General features: G+C 66.4%; 15 protein-coding genes and 1 pseudogene. 11 read left to right on the top strand and 5 right to left on the bottom strand.

Features of this window, described 5'->3' with window-relative positions; genetic code table 11:
* Positions 1-189: 189 nt before the first annotated feature.
* Together PVZ72_RS24390 and PVZ72_RS24385 are read left to right on the top strand one after the other, a co-directional pair.
* Positions 190-966 (top strand): annotated as a pseudogene (locus PVZ72_RS24390) (PAS domain-containing protein); the annotation flags it as partial.
* A gap of 108 nt (positions 967-1,074) precedes the next feature.
* Complete coding sequence (locus PVZ72_RS24385; protein WP_371099722.1) at positions 1,075-1,506, top strand: methyl-accepting chemotaxis protein; 432 nt, start codon at positions 1,075-1,077, stop codon at positions 1,504-1,506.
* Positions 1,507-1,563: 57 nt separating this feature from the next.
* On the opposite strand, the gene PVZ72_RS20680 is transcribed toward PVZ72_RS24385, so the two are convergent.
* Positions 1,564-2,808: an acyl-CoA dehydrogenase family protein gene (locus PVZ72_RS20680; protein ID WP_273862900.1), complete on the bottom strand. Its 1,245-nt coding sequence runs from the start codon at positions 2,806-2,808 to the stop codon at positions 1,564-1,566.
* 186 nt (positions 2,809-2,994) lie between these two features.
* On the opposite strand from PVZ72_RS20680, the gene PVZ72_RS20675 reads away from it, so the two are divergent.
* From PVZ72_RS20675 to PVZ72_RS20665, 3 genes are all read left to right on the top strand, one after another.
* Entirely contained in the window at positions 2,995-3,999 is a 1,005-nt protein-coding gene (locus tag PVZ72_RS20675) for a ribonuclease Z (protein WP_273862899.1), read from the top strand.
* A gap of 102 nt (positions 4,000-4,101) precedes the next feature.
* Positions 4,102-5,223, top strand: a complete 1,122-nt coding sequence (locus PVZ72_RS20670) for a YncE family protein (protein ID WP_187979005.1) — start codon at positions 4,102-4,104, stop codon at positions 5,221-5,223.
* A gap of 108 nt (positions 5,224-5,331) precedes the next feature.
* Positions 5,332-5,802, top strand: a complete 471-nt coding sequence (locus PVZ72_RS20665) for an MEKHLA domain-containing protein (RefSeq protein ID WP_187979006.1) — start codon at positions 5,332-5,334, stop codon at positions 5,800-5,802.
* A gap of 168 nt (positions 5,803-5,970) precedes the next feature.
* On the opposite strand, the gene PVZ72_RS20660 is transcribed toward PVZ72_RS20665, so the two are convergent.
* The 4 genes from PVZ72_RS20660 to PVZ72_RS20645 form a co-directional block, all read right to left on the bottom strand.
* Positions 5,971-6,639, bottom strand: coding sequence for a LutC/YkgG family protein (locus PVZ72_RS20660; RefSeq protein ID WP_273862898.1), 669 nt, complete (start codon positions 6,637-6,639; stop codon positions 5,971-5,973).
* Positions 6,636-8,090 carry a LutB/LldF family L-lactate oxidation iron-sulfur protein gene (locus PVZ72_RS20655; RefSeq protein WP_187979008.1) on the bottom strand — a complete coding sequence of 485 codons (1,455 nt, stop codon included), beginning with the start codon at positions 8,088-8,090 and terminating at the stop codon, positions 6,636-6,638. The genes PVZ72_RS20660 and PVZ72_RS20655 overlap by 4 nt, the downstream gene beginning before the upstream one ends.
* Entirely contained in the window at positions 8,087-8,911 is an 825-nt protein-coding gene (locus PVZ72_RS20650; RefSeq protein WP_187979009.1) for a (Fe-S)-binding protein, read from the bottom strand. Before PVZ72_RS20650 ends, PVZ72_RS20655 begins: the two co-directional genes overlap by 4 nt.
* A gap of 215 nt (positions 8,912-9,126) precedes the next feature.
* Positions 9,127-10,821 carry a lactate permease LctP family transporter gene (locus PVZ72_RS20645; RefSeq protein ID WP_273862897.1) on the bottom strand — a complete coding sequence of 565 codons (1,695 nt, stop codon included), beginning with the start codon at positions 10,819-10,821 and terminating at the stop codon, positions 9,127-9,129.
* Between the two features lie 221 nt (positions 10,822-11,042).
* Between PVZ72_RS20645 and PVZ72_RS20640 the strand changes: the two genes are divergently transcribed.
* From PVZ72_RS20640 to PVZ72_RS20615, 6 genes are all read left to right on the top strand, one after another.
* Positions 11,043-11,810: an FCD domain-containing protein gene (locus PVZ72_RS20640; RefSeq protein ID WP_187979011.1), complete on the top strand. Its 768-nt coding sequence runs from the start codon at positions 11,043-11,045 to the stop codon at positions 11,808-11,810.
* A 565-nt stretch (positions 11,811-12,375) separates the two neighbouring features.
* The gene (locus PVZ72_RS24380; RefSeq protein WP_252977305.1) at positions 12,376-13,125 is read left to right on the top strand and encodes a methyl-accepting chemotaxis protein; all 750 of its coding nucleotides are present in this window, start codon (positions 12,376-12,378) and stop codon (positions 13,123-13,125) included.
* Positions 13,126-13,136: 11 nt separating this feature from the next.
* Complete coding sequence (locus PVZ72_RS20630) at positions 13,137-13,508, top strand: response regulator (RefSeq protein WP_133859381.1); 372 nt, start codon at positions 13,137-13,139, stop codon at positions 13,506-13,508.
* A 20-nt stretch (positions 13,509-13,528) separates the two neighbouring features.
* Positions 13,529-13,834, top strand: a complete 306-nt coding sequence (locus tag PVZ72_RS20625; protein WP_187979012.1) for an STAS domain-containing protein — start codon at positions 13,529-13,531, stop codon at positions 13,832-13,834.
* Entirely contained in the window at positions 13,831-16,002 is a 2,172-nt protein-coding gene (locus PVZ72_RS20620; protein WP_273862895.1) for a chemotaxis protein CheA, read from the top strand. Before PVZ72_RS20625 ends, PVZ72_RS20620 begins: the two co-directional genes overlap by 4 nt.
* A 44-nt stretch (positions 16,003-16,046) precedes the next feature.
* Positions 16,047-17,956, top strand: a 1,910-nt coding sequence (locus PVZ72_RS20615) for an MCP four helix bundle domain-containing protein (protein ID WP_273862894.1), incomplete at its 3' end; no start/stop codon positions are given.

Genomic DNA, 17,956 nt, shown 5'->3' with positions numbered 1-17,956 from the left:
GGTCGCAGGTGTTAGAACGTAATGCGAGCCAAACCCTTAGTTGAAATATTTTTTTGTTATTAGTTAATGGCGTGGCGCCACCCATCTTGCATTCCGACCGCCTGGTCATCTTTTTTTGCTATCTCATTTAAGCCCTGACTGTTGGCTGCCGACACTGAATTAACTCAATCTCCCGACCAGGGGCGTGTCATGTTCAACAAAGGATTAAAACAAGAACTGCAGCGTCTCCGCGAGCAGGTGGATTCCTTCAAGCGACTGAAGGCCGAGCTCGACGTCGAGATGATTGGCCTGGAGCTGGACGGCCAGGGCCGCGTGACCGCGGTGAACGCCAATTTCGAACAGGAAATGGGCCTGCGCGCCGCGGATTTGCTGGGTCGTCCGCTCCTGGATCTGGTGCCGGCGCATGTCAGAAACCAGGAGTACAACCGTCGCCTGCAGCAGTGCCTGAGCCGCGGCGAGCCCTATAGCGGGGCGCTGCATCTCCTGCGTGGCGATGGCCGGGAAGCCTGGCTGAGAGGCATCCTGCACCCGTTCCACGACAGCCAGGGCCAGGTGACGCGCTTCCGACTGTTCTGCAACAACCTGACGAGAACCATCGAGACCTCGCGCGAGCACGAAAGCCTGCTCAAGGCGCTGCGCCGTTCCACGGCGGTCATTGAATTCAACCTCGACGGCGAGGTGCTCGACGCCAACGACAGATTCCTGCAGGCCATGGGCTATTCCCTGGCGCAGATCAAGGGCAAGCACCACCGGCTGTTCTGCGAGCCGGCCGAGGCCAACTCCGAGGCCTATCAGCAATTCTGGGCGCGCCTGCGTCGCGGCGAATTCGTCGTGGATCGCTTCAAGCGCCTGGATGCCCATGGCCGCGATGTCTGGCTGGAAGCCTCCTACAACCCGGTGATCGACGCCCATGATCGCCTGTACAAGGTGGTCAAGTTCGCCACCGTGATCACCGATCAGGTCCAGCAGGAACAGGCGGTGTCCGAGGCCGCCAGCGTAGCCTTCGAGACCTCCCGGCATACCGACGACACCGCCCGCAAGGGTGCGGCGGTGGCGCAGCAGACGGTGGAGGTGATGCGCGCCCTGGCCACCCAGATGCAGGAGGCGGTGAAGGGCATCGAGGCGCTGGACAACCAGTCCCAGGTGATCGGCACCATCATCAAGACCATCAGCGGCATCGCCGAACAGACCAACCTGCTGGCGCTCAATGCCGCCATCGAGGCGGCTCGGGCCGGCGAGCAGGGCCGCGGCTTCGCCGTGGTGGCCGACGAGGTCAGGCAACTGGCCTCGCGCACCAGCAAGGCGACCGAGGAGATCGTCGGGGTGGTGCAGCAGAACCAGCAACTGGCCGGCGAAGCCGTGACGGTGATCGAGAACGGCCGGCGTCAGGCCGAGCAGGGCCTGGAGCTGGCGGGGCAGGCCGGGCAGGTGATCGTGGAGATCCAGGATGGCGCCCAGCGGGTGGTCGGCGCCGTGGGGCGCTTCGCCCGCCAGCTGTCGAACTGATCCCGCACGCTGAATGCACAACGGCAACCCCAGGGTTGCCGTTGTGCATTCAGGCGGTCAGCCCTGCTTGCTGCCGCCACCGATCTGCCAGACGAAGGGCGGTTCGCTGCCGTCGATCTCCCGGGTGCCGACGATGCGTTCCTTGTAGATCAGCGGATTGTGCGAGGCCGCGGTGCGGGCATTGCGCCAGTGGCGATCCAGGCCCTTGCGGCTGCTAGTGGCCGACGCGCCCAAGGCATTGAAGAGGTCACTGGTGGCCCGCAGCACCAGCTCGGCGACCGCCGATTGCGCCTGGGCCGATTCCAGTTCCGCCGCCACGTTGGCGGCGTGCTCGGCGGCGGCATCCCCGGCATAGCGGGCCTCGAAAGCGACCTGGGCCGCGGCGGCGGCTGCCAGGGTCGCGGCTTCGGCGGCATAGACGAAGGCCGAGGCCCTGCCCACCACCTGCTGCACCTGGGGATCGGCACTGGCCGCACTGGCGTTGCCATGGCTGTAGACCCGGGTGCGCCTCCGTACTTCGGCAGCGAATTCGCGCACGGCCGCCTGGCCGCTGCCGGTGATCACGGCCAGTAGCACCAGCTGGTAGAAGGCGGTCTGGTATTTGAAGCGGGTGGCGAAGTCGATGACATTTTCCGGCGCCACGCGCACGTTTTCGAACACCGAGGTGCCACTGGCGGTGGTGCGCTGGCCGAAGCCGTCCCAGTCGTCGGACTGGCGCACGCCGGGCTGGTCGGTGCGGATGGCGGCGATGACGTCGCCGCCGGTGTCGTCGCGCTGGGCGTAGACGTCGATCCAGTCGGCAAACAGGCTGCCGGTGCTGTAGTACTTGGTGCCGTTGAGACGCCACTCACCGTCCTGCTGGCTGACCCGGGTGATGACCTCGCCTAGCTTGACGGTACCGATCTCGGTCCAGGCGTTGCCCACCAGGTCACCGGCGACGAAGCGCTCGAACCAGACCTGTTGGGAAGCGCTGGCATGGGCGTTGAGGCGATCCTCGACAAAGGCGAAGTGGCCGCGCAGCGCCTGGGGCAGATTGCTGTCGGCGGCTGCCAGTTCGATCAGCAGCCGTACCAGTTGCGGCAGGCTGGCACCGCTGCCGCCGAACTCCACGGGCACCCGCACGGCGCCGAAGCCGGCGTCCTTGAGCCAGGCGACGGGCGCATAGGGCAGGGTGCGCTGGCGTTCGCGTTCCAGGGCGCCTTCGGCGATCCGGGCAAAAAGCGGCCGAAAGCGCGCGGCCAGCTGTTCGTAGTCGGGGCTGGGCGCAGGGGTGGGCGGCAGGTGGCGAGCGCGCAGGTTCATGGTGATCCTCAGCGTTTGGAAGGTCGACGCCAGAGGCTTTGCAAGAGCGTTGCCAGGACCTGAAAGGCCGCTTTTTCGGGGTTTGCCGGGCATGGACTGCCTGGCCGGCAGCAGGAGTGCCTGGCCGCTGTTGCCCGGGCGACAGCGAGTCGGCCACGCTAGACTGGCGTTTTGTCTGGAGTCCCCATGGACCTCTTGTTTCTCGGCACCTCGGCCGGGGTGCCGACCCGGCGGCGCAACGTCTCGGCCCTTGCCCTGATCGAGGACCAGGGCAAGGGCTGGTTTCTCGTCGATTGCGGCGAGGCCACCCAGCACCAGCTGCTGCGCACCCCGCTGTCGGCGGCGGATCTGCGCGCCATCTGCATCACCCATGTCCACGGCGACCACTGCTATGGTTTGCCAGGGCTGCTGGCCAGTGCCGCCATGACCGGACGCCGCCAGCCACTGCTGCTGATCGCACCCCAGGCGGTCCATGACTGGCTCGCCGCCACCCGGATGCTGACCGCGCTGCACCTGCCTTTCGAGCTGCGCTTCCATGCCCTGGAGGGTTTTACCGGCGTTGCCGTGGGCGCCTGGGATATCGACGCCTTCGCGCTCTCCCACCGGGTGCCCAGCCATGCCTTTCGCTTCCGCGAGACCCGTCGGCCGCAGCGCCTCGATCCTGCGGCCCTGGCGGCGGCCCAGGTGCCGCGGGGGCCGCTGTGGGGGCGGCTGCATGGCGGCGAGGACGTGCTGCACGAAGGCCGCCTGCTGCGCAGCGCCGACTTCCTGCAGGCGGCCCATGGCGAGCGGCGGTTGGTGGTGGCGGGAGACAACGACGATCCCGCCTTGCTGACGGAGGCCTGCCGGGGCGCTCAGCTGCTGGTCCATGAAGCCACCTACGCCCAGGCGCAGATCGACAAGACCGGGCAGAGCTGGGGCCACAGCAGCGCGGCCGGCGTCGCTCGTTTCGCCGAGGCGCAGGCGCTGCCGGCGCTGTTGCTCACCCATTTCAGTCCGCGCTATCAGGCCGAGGCGGGGCGTTCGCCGTGCATCGACGAGCTGCGCCGGGAGGCCGCGGCCTGCTATGGCGGCCACCTGCAGCTGGCCGAGGATTTCGCGCGCTTTCGCCTGGATCGTCAGGGCCGGCTGAAAGCCCTGGACCAGAGCGGCGGGGCAGGGGATGGCGACCCGCAGCAGGAAAGAGGCTGAAACGCTTCGGTCTTGTCTGACCTGTTCTCCTTGGGCATAGTGCGAACGTTTATCATTTCAGGATCCTTTCGATCCCTCGCACCTCGTCCCTAGGAGAAGCAAATGGCGGTGTCTTTCAACAAGGTCTCGACGCTGGGCGCCATGGCGCTACTGTCCCTGGCAGTGGCAGCCTGTTCCAGCCGCCCGGAGGCACCGATGCCACCGCCGCCCGCGCCGGCGCCTGTCGCCGCGCAGCCCGCCGCGCCCCAGGCGCCGGCCGAACTCAAGCGCATCGAGCTGGGCTACGGCGTCTACGAGCTGGCCTACAGCCCGGCCAAGCAGTCGGTCTATGCGGCGACTGCCCAGTTGACCAAGGGCGTCACCGGCGGGGTGATCTACCAGCTGGATCCGGCCACCCTGGCCATCACTGGCCAGATCCACACCGACCTGAAGAACTTCGCCCTGACCACCGATGCCAGCGGCGAGACGCTATTCGTCACCAACTCCCTGGACGGCGGCCTCAGCCGCATCGACCTGCGTACCGGCAAGGTGGAGAAACGGCTGAAATTCAACGAGATGGGTCGTGACGGCCATCCGGTCAATCCGCGCCAGGTCATCCTGCATGACGGCCTGCTGTATGTCGGCGGTGTCGGCGATCCGGGGGTGATCTGGGTGGTGGACGCCAAGACGCTGACCCTCAAGGCGCGCATTCCCAATGCCGGCAAGTGGGTGACCGGCCTGCTGTATTCCGAGGACACCGGGCGCCTCTATGCGGCCAACGGCAGTGGGGAAGTGCTGGTGATCAATCCGCGCACCCGCAAGATCGAACACCGCTGGACCCCGGGTGACGGTGGCAAGTACCTGCTGCTGAACCTGGCCGAGGATCGCGCGAACCACCAGCTGTTCGTCACCGACAATTCCGAGGCCAAGACCGTGCTGGTCTTCGATATCCGCAGCGGCAAGGTAATCAAGCGCCTGCCGGTGGGTGACGCCCTGGCCATCAAGCTCAATACCAAACGCAATGAGCTGTACATCACCCAGCGCGAGACCGGTCGGCTGCTGATCCTCGACGCCACCACCTACGCCGAGAAAAAGGCCTACGACCTCAAGCCCAATCCCAACAGCCTGCTGGTCAGCCCGGATGGCCAGACGCTGTATGCGACGGTGAAGACGCCCTTCGACAAGGAATACATGAACACCGCACCGGAAAGCGTGGTGCGCATCGACCTCTCCGCGGTGAAGTAAACCACGCCGCCCTGGCTGCTGCAGCGTCCTGCTGCGGTGGCCCCGGGCTTCCCAAGCCCGCCGGCTTGCTCTTGAATGCGTGGGTACCACCACCCAGGAGCCGCCACCTTGTCCGCGACCGATCTCAGCCTGCTTCCGCTGCTGGAAGCCTCTTATCGTCACTGGCTCGGCCAGCCGCTGCCGCGTCCTGCGGGATTACTTGCGGCCGACGTTCCTGCCTGGCTGCATGAGCGGGCACCCTATGCCCTGCTGGCGCACGGTACCGAAGCCGATCCGCTGTTCTGCTATGCCAACCGGCAGGCCTTAAGCTGCTTCGGCTATCCCCGCGCCGAATTCATCGGCATGCCCTCCAGGTTCAGCGCCTCACCCAAGGACCGGGACGAGCGCCAGCGCCTGATGGAAGCGGTGGGGCGCCAGGGTTATGCCTGTGGCTATGAGGGCTGGCGGGTCGATCGAGACGGTGAGGCCTTCCAGATCCATGCCGGCGTGGTGTGGAATCTGCTTGATGTCGACGGACAGCGATTGGGGCAGGCGGCGTTGTTCTGGCCGGACCCGCAGCGGATTGGGCAACTGGAGTGAGGCAAAGATCGTTGGGCTCGGCTGCGCTCGGAAGATCGGCGAATTCGGGGACAAGGCTGCGCCGTTGTCCACCCTACGCCTAGCCTGACGGCGTAGGGTGGAAAACCGCGCAGCGTTTTCCACGCGAGGGTAATGCCAGGCTATCCCGACTCATCCCGGTCGGATGCTTCACTTGTCCTCGACGATCAGCACCACCAGATCCTTGGGCCCGTGGGCGCCATAGGCCAGTACCTGCTCGATGTCGGCGGTCTTGGACGGCCCGGAGATCAGCAGGGTATTGGTCGGCATGCCGTCCTGCCAGCGGTGCTGTTGCTGCAACTCGTAGAAGTTGTCCACCACGGTGCTGGCCCTGAGCAGGGCGATATGCAGCGGGGGCACCAGGCTCATCAGGCGCGGTTCCTGACGATCCGGCCAGAGCACCAGGCTGCCAGTGGAGGCCAGGGCGCCAAGGGTGCCGGTGAGGCTGGCCGGGGTGTCGTTGAACAGTTCGGCCTTCCACTCTTCCACGGGGCGATCGTAGGCCTTCCAGCGCGGTGAGCCGTCGCCCTGCCAGCGCTCCACCAGGCGCGCACCGTGGGGCGTGCCGGGAGCGATCAATAGCTGATCCAGACCCCGTTCGGCGAGGACGCGCTCGACCAGCGCCGGCCAGTCCGCCGCGGTGGTCAGGTGGGTTTCGGTATGCACCGTCTCCATCAGGGTGCGCAGGCGGGCGACGCGCTCCGCAGGTGGATAGCGCCAGGGTTCGGTCACCAGGGCTTCATCGAAGGTGTCCGCCAGCGGCTGAGTGCCCTGCAGACTGCCGCGCAGCTTGGCGAGGATGTTGTCGCGGGCGCTCATGGGCGTTTCTCCAGGTGGTCGCGGGCCAGTTCGTGCAGCGAGCGCGATGCCGGCCTGGGCGCGCTGTGGTGCTCCGTCCAGGGGCCGAGCTGGCCGGGGGCGAAGCGGCCGAAGCGGGTGGCCAGGTAGCTGAAGCCGCGATAGAGCAGCGGCGAGGTGTAGAGATTCTGCCAGGCATGCCAGGTCCAGCGCTCCCGGGCGGAGAACTTGCTGCCCTGGCCGCGCAGCAGGTGCGGCTCGGCATTGGGCGCCTTGACGTTCTCTTCGCGCAGGCGCCGCAAGAGCGCCGGAATCGGGATCTTGACCGGGCAGACTTCACCACAGGCGCCACACAGCGAGGAGGCGCTGGGGTGGTCGGGCGCCTGCTCCAGGCCGACCAGGTGGGGGGTGATGATGGCGCCGATGGGGCCGGGATAGACCTCACCATAGGCATGGCCGCCGATGCGGGTATAGACCGGGCAGTGATTCATGCAGGCGCCGCAGCGGATGCAGTTGAGGGTCTGGCGCAATTCGCTGTCGGCGAAGGCCTGGCTGCGGCCGTTGTCCAGCAGCACCAGGTGCACCTCGCGCGGTCCGTCCAGCTCCTCGGCCTTGCGCGGCCCGGAGATCATGTTGACGTAGGTGGTGATCGGCTGGCCCAGGGCCGAACGGGTCAGCAGCGATAGCAGCGGTACCACGTCGCGCAGGTTCTCCACCACCTTTTCGATACCGGTCACGGCGATGTGCACCGGCGGTACCGTGGTGGACATCCGCCCGTTGCCCTCGTTTTCCACCAGCAGCAGGGTACCGGTCTCGGCCACGGCGAAGTTGACCCCGGAGATGCCGATGTCGGCCTCGAAGAATTTCTGCCGCAGCACCCGCCGACCGGTCTGGATGAGTTCGTCGACGTCGGTGGTGTAGGGCTCGGCGAGGTGCTCGTGGAAGAGGGTACCCACCTGCTGCCGGTTGAGGTGGATGGCCGGCATGATGATGTGCGAGGGCTTCTCGCCGGCGAGCTGGATGATGTACTCGCCCATGTCCGATTCCAGGCAGTCGATGCCCTGGGCGCCGAGCACGTGGTTCATGTCCATTTCTTCGCTGACCATGGACTTGCCCTTGATCAGCAGTTTGGCCGCATGGCGCTCGGCGATCTGCTGGACGATGGCGTTGGCCTCGGCCGTGGTCTCGGCCCAGTGCACCTGGACGCCATTGCGCTTGAGGTTGGCTTCCAGGCGCTCCAGCAGCTCCGGCAGCTTGGACAGCGCCCGGGCGCGGGTGCGATTGCCCAGTTCGCGCAGGCGCTCGCGCTCGTCGGCATCGCTCATGCTGGCCAGGCGCTTGGTCATCAGCGAATCCATGGCCGTGCGGAAGTTGCGTCTGAGCTGGTCGTCGCCCAGGGCCTGGCGGGCGCGCGTCTTGAAGGGGGGCGCCGCGCTGATGTCGGTGAGGGGGATCTTCAGCATCTCGTTCATACGGCACCTCCGATACGGCGCCAGAGAAAGCTCGCCAGGTGTTCGCCACGCAGGGCGGCGCGCTGTTTTTCCAGGGCGCCGTTGATGTTCATCAGGCAACCGCAGTCGGCGGTGAGCACCTGGGCCGCACCGCTGTCCTGCAGGGCACGGGTCTTGTCCGCCACCATGGCGCCGGAGATGTCCGGCATGCGTACCGAGAAGGTGCCGCCAAAACCGCAGCATTCGCTCTCGTGGTCATGGTCGACGCGCTCCACGGCCTGCAGCTGGCCGAGCAGGGCGCGGCCGTGCAGGTGGGTCTGCATCTCGCGGCGGGCGCTGCAGGAGGTGTGCAGCGCCACCTTGGTCGGGGCGCCGCGATCCTGGTAGTCGACCTGGCAGACGTGCAGCAGGAATTCCGCCAGTTCGTAGGTGCGCTCGGCCAGATCCCTTACCTGCCGCAGGGTGTCAGGCTCGTCGGCGAACAGCTCGGCGTAGTGATGGCGCAGCATCCCGGCGCAGGAGCCGGAGGGCACCACCACCGGCCAGGGCTCGGCGAACAGCGCCAGCTGGGTGCGGGCCACGGCACGGGCTTCCTCGGTGTAGCCCGAGGTGTAGGCGGGCTGACCACAGCAGCTCTGCGCCTGGGGGAAATGCACGCGGATGCCTTCGCGCTCCAGCAGGCGGATGCTGTCCATGCCGGCTTCGGGATAGAAGAGGTCCACCACGCAGGTGCCGAACAGATAGACCTGGGTCGGTTTCTGCGGCGGATAGGTCCGCGGCGGCGCCAGCGGTGGCGCGGTGCGGGTGGCGTTGGGGGCGGCGTTGTGGAAGAGGTCGTTCATTAGGCTACTCCGGGTTGGCCCGGTTAAAAGAGAGCCTTTTCATGATCTGCTGCGCGTCGGCCAAACCGCGTTGAAAAGGCCTTCGGAATGCTCATTTACCACTCGTAAACTCCGCTTCCTCAGGCCTTTTCGCCTTGTTTGTCTCTAGCTCGCGAGATCATGAAAAGGCTCCAGAAGACCGGCGGCGACCTGGGTCGCCGCCGGGAAACGCACGATCAGTGCACCAGCATGCCGGTGAACACATAGGCCTGCGCCAGGGTGATCAAGCCGACCAGCACGGCGAAGCCGATGCTGTGCCGTACGGTGAAACGGAACAGGTCGGACTCCTTGCCCACCATGCCGGTGGCGGCGCAGGCCACGGCGATGGATTGCGGCGAGATCATCTTGCCGGTCACGCCGCCGGAGCTGTTGGCCGCCACCAGCAGGGTGTCGGAAACGCCGATCTGGTGCGCGGTGGTCGCCTGCAGCGAGCCGAACAGGGCATTGGACGAGGTATCCGAACCGGTCAGGAATACCCCTAGCCAGCCCAGCAGCGGCGAGAAGAAGGGGAACAGCGCGCCGGTACCGGCCAGCAGCAGGGCCAGGGTGGTGGACATGCCCGAGTAGTTGACGACGAAGGCGAAGGCCAGCACCAGGCCGATCGACAGGATCGGCTTGCGCAACTCCACCAGGGTTTCCCTGAACACGCCCAGGGCGGTCGAGGGCTTGATGCGGAAGATGGCCATGGAGATCAGCGCCGAGATCAGGATGGCGGTGCCCGACGCCGACAGCAGGTCGAGCTTGTAGACCGCCGGCATTGGCGTCGGCGTGGCTACGATCGGCAGCGTCTTGAGCACCAGCTTGTCCAGGTAGGGCACCGGTACGTTGATCACGAGGGCATAGAGGGCGCCGCCGGTGGCGAACAGCGCCTTGAAGGCCTTGGTGGTCCAGATCGTGACGACCACGGTCAGGATCAGGAACGGCGACCAGGCCTTGATCACGGTACCCAGGGGATGCTCCGGCGGCAGGCGACCGCCCTGGCCGAAGCCGGCACCACCGCCCCCCAGCATGGCCGCACCGCCGCCCGTCACGGTCGTGGCACCGGCGGTGGCGTGCTGCGGCTGGCGCAGCTTGAGGTAGGCGGTGAGGGCGATCATGGCGGCCAGGGACGAAGTGATGTCGGGCAGCTCCGGACCGATGAAGTTGGAGGTCAGGTACTGGAACACGGCGAAGGTGCCGCCGCAGATCAGCGCCGGCTTCCAGGTTTCCCGCAGCCCGCGCATGCCGTCCATCATGAACATCAGCCACAGCGGCACCAGCAGCGACAGCAGCGGCAGCTGGCGACCGGTCATGGCGCCGATCTTGAAGGCGTCGATACCGGTCACCTGCCCGGCGACGATGGTCGGGATGCCCAGGGCGCCAAAGGCCACCGGCGCAGTGTTGGCGATCAGGCAGAGCCCGGCCGCCTTCAGCGGATTGTGGCCGAGGCCCACCAGCAGGGCGGCGGTGATGGCCACCGGTGCGCCGAAGCCGGCCGCACCCTCCAGGAAGGCGCCAAAGCAGAAGCCGATCAGCAGCACCTGCAGGCGCTGGTCGTCGGTGATGGACAGCACCGAGCTGCGGATGATGTCGAACTGCCCGCACTTGACCGTCAGCTTGTAGAGGAACACCGCCGTGACGATGATCCAGGCGATGGGCCAGAGGCCATAGAGGAAACCGTAGCCGGCCGAGGCCAGCGCCTTGTCCACCGGCATGCGATAGACGAACAGCGCGATGAGCAGGGCGATCGCCAGGGTGATGGCGCCCGCCACATGGCCCTTGAGCCTCAGACCGGCGAGCGCGACGAAGAAGAACAGAATGGGCAGGGCGGCGACGAAGGCCGAAAGGCCCAGGCTGCCCAGGGGGAGATAGATCTGTTGCCAGGTATCCATCGGGTGCTCCTTGATTGTTTTTGTAGGGAGGCGGCAGGACGGGGTTGCACAAGATCGCGACCTGTGGCAAAAATTGGTAATACCAATTTACAAGAGCGACTTCACGCACGTTAAGCGGGGTCTTTGCCTCTGTCAAACCCCTTGATGTGCGACTTTCGTCGGCCAGTACCGCCCGGCTGGCGGACGTCCGCCATCGTCCGCGGCATTTTTCGAGGTTTTTCATGGGGTTCGAACCGGTCAAGCAACGTCGTCTGTCGGACGACATCGTCAAGCACCTGGAGGCGCTGATCGCCGAAGGCTCTCTGCGACCTGGCGAGCGCCTGCCGGCCGAGCGGGTGCTGGCCGAGCGCTTCGGGGTATCGCGACCCTCGCTGCGCGAAGCCATCCAGAAGCTGATCGCGCGCGGCCTGCTGCTCAGCCGGCAGGGCGGTGGCACCTATGTCACCGAGGCGCTCAACAGTGCCTTCACCGATCCCCTGCTACCGTTGCTGGAAAGCCGCGAGGAAACCCGCCGCGATCTGCTGGAGTTTCGCCACACCCTGGAAAGCGCCTGTGCCTATTACGCCGCCCAGCGCGCCACCGAGCCGGACCTGGCGCGGCTGACCCTGGCCTGGGAACGCCTGGAAGACTGCTACCGGCGGCGCGAGACCCTGACCCGGGAAGAGGAAGGCGAGGCCGATGCGGCCTTTCACCTGGCCATCGCCGAGGCCAGTCACAACGCCGTCTACCTGCACAGCATCCGCAGCCTGTTCGAATTGCTGCGCCATCACATGGTGACCAATATCGGCGGCATGCAGGCGCAGCGGGGCGAAACCCGCGAGCGCCTGCTGGAACAGCACCGGTCGCTCTACCAGGCGATTGTCGCGGGTGAAGCGGAAACGGCGCGCGAGGCCGCGAGTCGTCATCTGGGCTATGTGCGGGAGGTTCTGGAGGAGGCCGGCGCCATGGCAGGCCGTCTAGCACGGGCCAAACGGCGAGATGAGCTCTAGAAAAATCTGGCGGAAAACATCATGATGTCATTATGCTAGTAGCATAAGTTGAGCGTCCGCGGCTAAAGTTTAGCGTTCCAGAGCTGATAACCCGGTCACACCTTCCCGCCTTCGCTGGCGTCTAGACCGGTACCCTCCTGTGGAACACGCCTCTTCTTCGCCCTCGCTCGTCGACTTTACCTTCACCCCTGCATTGCTCGGTGCCTGCGGTACCGGCGCGATCCTGTTCGTGGGCGGCGTGACGCCGACCACCCTGGCGCTGAGTGCCACCCAGGTGGTGCTTGCCGCCGGTCTGGGCTTCTGGCAGCTGCGTCGCGCCCAGGCGCGCCACGCCGAGCGCGCCGCCGACCAGGCCGTGAGCCAGAGCCCGGCCAGCGGTCGGGACGAGGCACTCGAAGCCCTCTGCGTGGCGGTACTGCCGGTATGGTCCGAGCAGATCGAAGCGGCGCGGGCCCACACCGAGCAGGAAATCGTCAGCCTGACCAGTCGCTTCGCCGAACTGGCCGACCGCATCCACAGCGTCGCCGGCGCCGATCATGGCGGTGGCGATCGCCTGGTCAATCTCATGGCCAGCAGCCAGAACCAGCTCGACGGCATCCTGCACTCGCTGCGCGAGGCGCTGTCGAGCAAGGGCGCGCTGCTGGACGAGGTCAACGGCCTGGCCGGTCTGACCGAACAACTCAAGAGCATGGCCAAGGACGTCGGCGACGTGGCGCGCCAGACCAACCTGCTGGCCCTCAACGCCGCCATCGAAGCCGCCCGGGCCGGCGAAGCCGGGCGCGGTTTCGCGGTGGTCGCCGACGAGGTGCGCAAGCTCTCCACCCTGTCCGGCGATACCGGACAGAAGATCGGCGAAACCGTGGAAACGGTGAATGGCGCCATTGCCCGCACCCTGGAACTGTCGCAGCTCCACGCCGAACGCGACACTGGCACCCTGAACCAGTCCGGCGAGACCATCGAGCAGGTCATCGGCGCCTTTGGCGGCACCACCCGTGACGTGGTCGAGCGCAGCGATGCCCTGGCCGACAACGCCGCGGCCGTGGGCGGCGCCATTGCCGAGGTGCTGGTCGCCCTGCAATTCCAGGATCGCGTCAGCCAGATGCTCGGCCACATCCGTGACGACCAGGCGCGCCTCGAGCGCCTGGTGATCGACCGTCGCACCCTGGCTGCCAGCGGTCAGCCGCTGCCGACCCTCGACACCCGTGGCTGGCTCGCCGAGCTGGCCCGCACCTACACCATGGCCGAGCAGGTCGCCGTGCACCACGGCAAGCGACCGGCCGCCGCCGCTGCCGAATCCGATATCACGTTCTTTTAAGGAAAGCTGTCATGAGCAACAAGACCATTCTGATCGTCGACGACTCCATCTCCATCCGCCAGGTGGTGTCCATGACCCTGAAAAGCGCGGGCTATGACGTCATCGAAGGCTGCGACGGCCGCGATGCCCTGACCAAGCTGGACGGTCGCAAGGTGCACCTGATCATCAGCGACGTGAACATGCCCAACATGGACGGCATCACCTTCGTCACCGCGGCCAAGAAGCTGCCGGCCTACCGGTTCACCCCGGTGATCATGCTCACCACCGAATCCGATGCCGCCAAGAAGGCCGCCGGCCAGGCCGCCGGTGCCAAGGCCTGGATGGTCAAGCCGTTCCAGCCGGCGCAGATGCTGGCGGCGGTTTCCAAGCTGATCATGCCCTGATGGCCCTGGAGGCTGCCCCTATGAACGATGCCGTTCGTACCCGCTTGCCCATTACCGGGCCGCTGACCATCTACACCGCGGCCGACAGCAAGCCGCTGCTGATGGAGCCCCTGACCGCCGGGGTCACCGTGGCGCTGGAACTGGCCGAGGTCGATGAATTCGATTCGGCCGGGCTGCAGTTGCTGCTGCTGGCCCACCGGGAGGCGCAGCGTTTGGGCGGCAGCCTGGAGCTGGTCGATCCCAGCCCCGCCGTCACCGAACTGCTGGAGCTGGCAGGTCTTGCCGACTTCTTTACCGCGGCCGCCGCGGAAGGTGTTGCCGCATGAACATGGACGAGATTCTCAAGACCTTCATCGCCGAGAGCGAGGAATTGCTGCAGCAGATGGAAGCCGCGCTGCTGCAGATCGAGCAGGCACCGGATGATGTCGAGCTGATCAATGCCATCTTCCGCGCCGCCCACACCATCAAGGGTTCGGCCGGTCTGTTCGGTCTGGACCATGTGGTGGCCTTCACCCATGTCGCCGAAAGCGTGCTCGACCGGATCCGCAGCAACGAGCTGGCCTTCGACGAGACCCTGTCGGCGCTGTTCCTTGAGGTCTGCGACCACCTCAACGGCCTGATCGCCCGGGTGTCGTCCGGCAGCGAGCCGGAGCCCGACTTCCAGGCCGCCGGCGCCGTGCTGGTGCAGCGCCTGGAGCACTATCTGCAGCCGAGCGCCAAGGCGGCCCAGCCGGTCGCTGCCGCCCGTACCCTGGCGGCACCGGTCGATGGCGTGGCCGCCGGCCACTGGCACCTGTCGCTGCGCTTCGGTCCGGACATGCTGCGCAACGGCATGGATCCGCTGGCCTTCGTCCGCTACCTCAACAGCTTTGGCCGCATCGTCAACATCGTCACCCTGACCGATGCCATCCCGGCCGCAGCGGACATGGATCCGGAGACCTGCTACCTGGGCTTCGAGGTCGCCTTCGACAGCGACGCCGACAAGGCGACCATCGAGGCGGCCTTCGAATTCGTCCGCGAAGACAGCCAGATCCGCATCCTGCCGCCGCACAGCCGCAGCAGCGACTACTGCCAGCTGATCGACGACCTGGCCGAGGAAGACCTGCGCCTGGGCGAGATCCTGGTGCGCTGCGGCACCCTGACCGCCACCGAGCTGGACGAGGTGCTGCGCCGCCAGGCCGATCCGGCCACCCCGCGCCAGCCTATTGGCGAAGCCCTGGTGGAAGCCCAGCTGGTCAATCCGCCGGTGGTGGATGCGGCCCTGAACAAGCAGCGCAAGATCAAGGAGCAGCGCGCGCCGGCGGGCGAAGGCCAGTTGATCCGCATCGACGCCACCAAACTCGACCAACTGATCGACCTCATCGGTGAGCTGATCATCGCCGGTGCCGGGACCCAGCTGATCGCCCAGCAGAGCGGCCTGGCGGCCCTGGTGGAATCCACCGGGGTGCTGTCGCGCCTGGTGGAAGAGGTGCGGGACACCGCCCTGACCCTGCGCATGGTGCAGATCGGTACCACCTTCAACCGCTTCCAGCGGGTGGTCCGCGACGTCTCCAAGGAAATCGGCAAGGACATTGCCCTGCGCATCAGCGGTGGCGAGACCGAACTGGACAAGACCGTGGTGGAAAAGATCGGTGATCCGCTGACCCACCTGATCCGCAACGCCATGGACCACGGCATCGAATCCGCCGAGCTGCGCCTGGCGCGTGGCAAGCCGGCCCAGGGCACCGTGGGGCTGAACGCCTATCACGAGGCCAGCAGCATCGTCATCCAGGTCACCGACGACGGTGGCGGTCTGTCGCGCGAGCGCATCCTGCGCAAGGCGACCGAGCGCGGCCTGATCGCCGAAGGCCAGGTGCTGGCCGACAAGGACGTGTTCAACCTGATCTTCGAACCGGGTTTCTCCACCGCCGAGCAGATCAGCAACCTGTCCGGTCGCGGCGTCGGCATGGACGTGGTGAAAAAGAACATCACCGCCCTGCGCGGCAGCGTCGACCTCACCAGCGAGGAGGACCGCGGCACCACGGTGACCATCCGCCTGCCGCTGACCCTGGCGATCATCGACGGCTTCCTCATCGGCGTCGGCAAGGCCACCTACGTGGTGCCCCTGGAAGCGGTGGAGGAGTGCATCGAGCTGACCGAGGCGGCCAGTGTCCAGGCCAACGGCAACGACTACCTCGACCTGCGCGGCGAGGTGCTGCCGGTGCTGCGCCTGCGCCAGCTGTTCACCATCGAGGAAGCCCCGCCGCGGCGGCAGAACGTGGTGGTGGTGCGCTATGCCGGCCAGCGCGCCGGCCTGGTGGTCGATCAGCTGCTCGGCGAATTCCAGACCGTGATCAAGCCGCTCGGTCCGCTGTTCGGCCACAACCGCAGCCTCGGTGGTTTCACCATCCTGGGTACCGGTGCCGTGGCGCTGATCCTCAACGTGCCCGGCCTGATTGGCGAAGCCGCGTCCACCGGCACCGCTGCTCCAGTCCTCGCACCCGTGCTGGCCTAACTGAACCGACCCGACTTGACCTGACCGACAAGGATTTAGAGTCCATGACCGTTACCAAACGCATGTCCCTGCTGGTCCTCTCTGCGCTGCTGGGGATCATTCTCCTGGCAGGGCTGGCCTACTACCAATTGCACCAGGTCTTCGAACGGGCCAATTTCGGCAACAACGATACCGTGCCGGCCATTCTGGGCATCGACGCCGTCGACGCCCATTCCGCCGATGTCATCACCAACATCTATCGCCATCTCGCCGCCGACGGTGATGCCGCCACCCAGAAGGCCGAAAAGGAACTCAGCGAATCGCAGCGGCTGACCGATGAGGCGCTCAAGGCTTACGAGGGGCAGATCTCCGACGACACCGACAAGCGTCTATGGGAAGACGACAGGCAGGCGATCGCCGCGCTCAACCAGCTCGCGGCCAAGGTGATCCCGCTGTCGCGCGCCAGCCAGGATGACGAGGTCAAGCGGCTGCTGGGCGAAAACCAGGAGATCATCACCCACGTGGGTGATGTTCTCGACGCCCATCGCCTCTATAACCAGAAGCTGGGAACCGAGCAGTCCAACCTGGCGGAGGGCACGCTCAATCAGGCCACGCTGCTGTCGGTCGGCATCTCCGTGGCCACCCTGCTACTGATCGGCCTGCTCGGCTTCTTCATCACCCGCAACCTGCTGCGTCAGCTCGGCGGCGAGCCGGCCGAGGTGGCCAAGGTCGCCAACCGCACCGCCGCGGGCGACCTGCCCGACGATCTGCAGCTGCGCGCCGGCGACGATTCCAGCCTGATGGCCGCCATGCAGCGCATGGTGGTGACCCTGCGCGGTCTGGTGCAGGAGATGAGCACCATGGCCAGCGAGCATGATCGCGGCGAGACCGACAAACGCATCCCGCTGGAGCGCTTCCAGGGCACCTTCCGCAACGTCGCCGAAGGCGTCAACGCCATGGTCGCCGGTCACCTGAGCGATTCGGCCAAGGCCATGGCCTGCGTCAAAAGCTTCGGCGAAGGCGATCTGGCCGCGCCGCTGGAGCGTTTCCCCGGCAGGAAGGCGGTGATCAACGACAACCTTGAGCAGGTGCGCGACAACATCCAGCTGCTGGTCGCGGAGATGGTGCAGCTGTCCGCCGCCCATGATCGCGGCGAGACCGATGCCCGCATTCCCGTCGAGCGCTTCCAGGGCACCTTCCGCGGCATGGCCGAAGGCGTCAACGCCATGGTCGCCGGCCACCTGAGCGATTCGGCAAAGGCCATGGCCTGCGTCAAGCGCTTCGGCGAAGGCGATCTGTCGGTGGCGCTGGAACGCTTCCCCGGCCAGAAGGCGGTGATCAACGACAACCTCGAACAGGTCCGCGGCAACATCCAGCGCCTGGTCGAAGACGCCAATCTGCTGAGCCAGGCGGCCATGGCCGGTCGTCTCGACACCCGCGCCGATGCCAGTGCCCACCAGGGCGATTTCCGCCGCATCGTCGCCGGCATCAATGGCACCCTCGACGCCATCGTGGCGCCGGTCAACGAAGCCATGGGCGTGATGGCCGGGCTCTCCCAGGGCGACCTGAGCCGCACTGTACGCGGTGACTACCAGGGGCAGTTGCTGGAGCTCAAGGAGTCGATCAACGGCACCGTGGGCAAGCTGAACCAGATCATCGGCGACGTGCGCCTGTCGGCCGACTCCCTGGCCAGCGCCTCGGAAGAGATCTCCGCCACCGCCCAGAGCATGAGCCAGGCCAGCACCGAACAGGCGGCCTCGGTCGAGGAGACCAGCGCCAGCGTCGAGCAGATGTCGGCCTCCATCACCCAGAACACGGAGAACGCCAAGGTCACCGACGGCATGGCCGGCAAGGCCGCGCGGGAAGCCGGGGAGGGCGGTCAGGCGGTCGGCGAGACCCTGGTGGCCATGAAGACCATCGCCGACAAGATCGGCATCGTCGACGACATCGCCTACCAGACCAACCTGCTGGCGCT

The sequence above is a fragment of the Pseudomonas sp. LA5 genome, assembly GCF_028640825.1.
Lineage (GTDB): Bacteria > Pseudomonadota > Gammaproteobacteria > Pseudomonadales > Pseudomonadaceae > Chryseomonas > Chryseomonas aestiva.
Note: the sequence above shows the minus strand (reverse complement) of the source record. Positions and strands in the feature narration are given on the sequence as shown.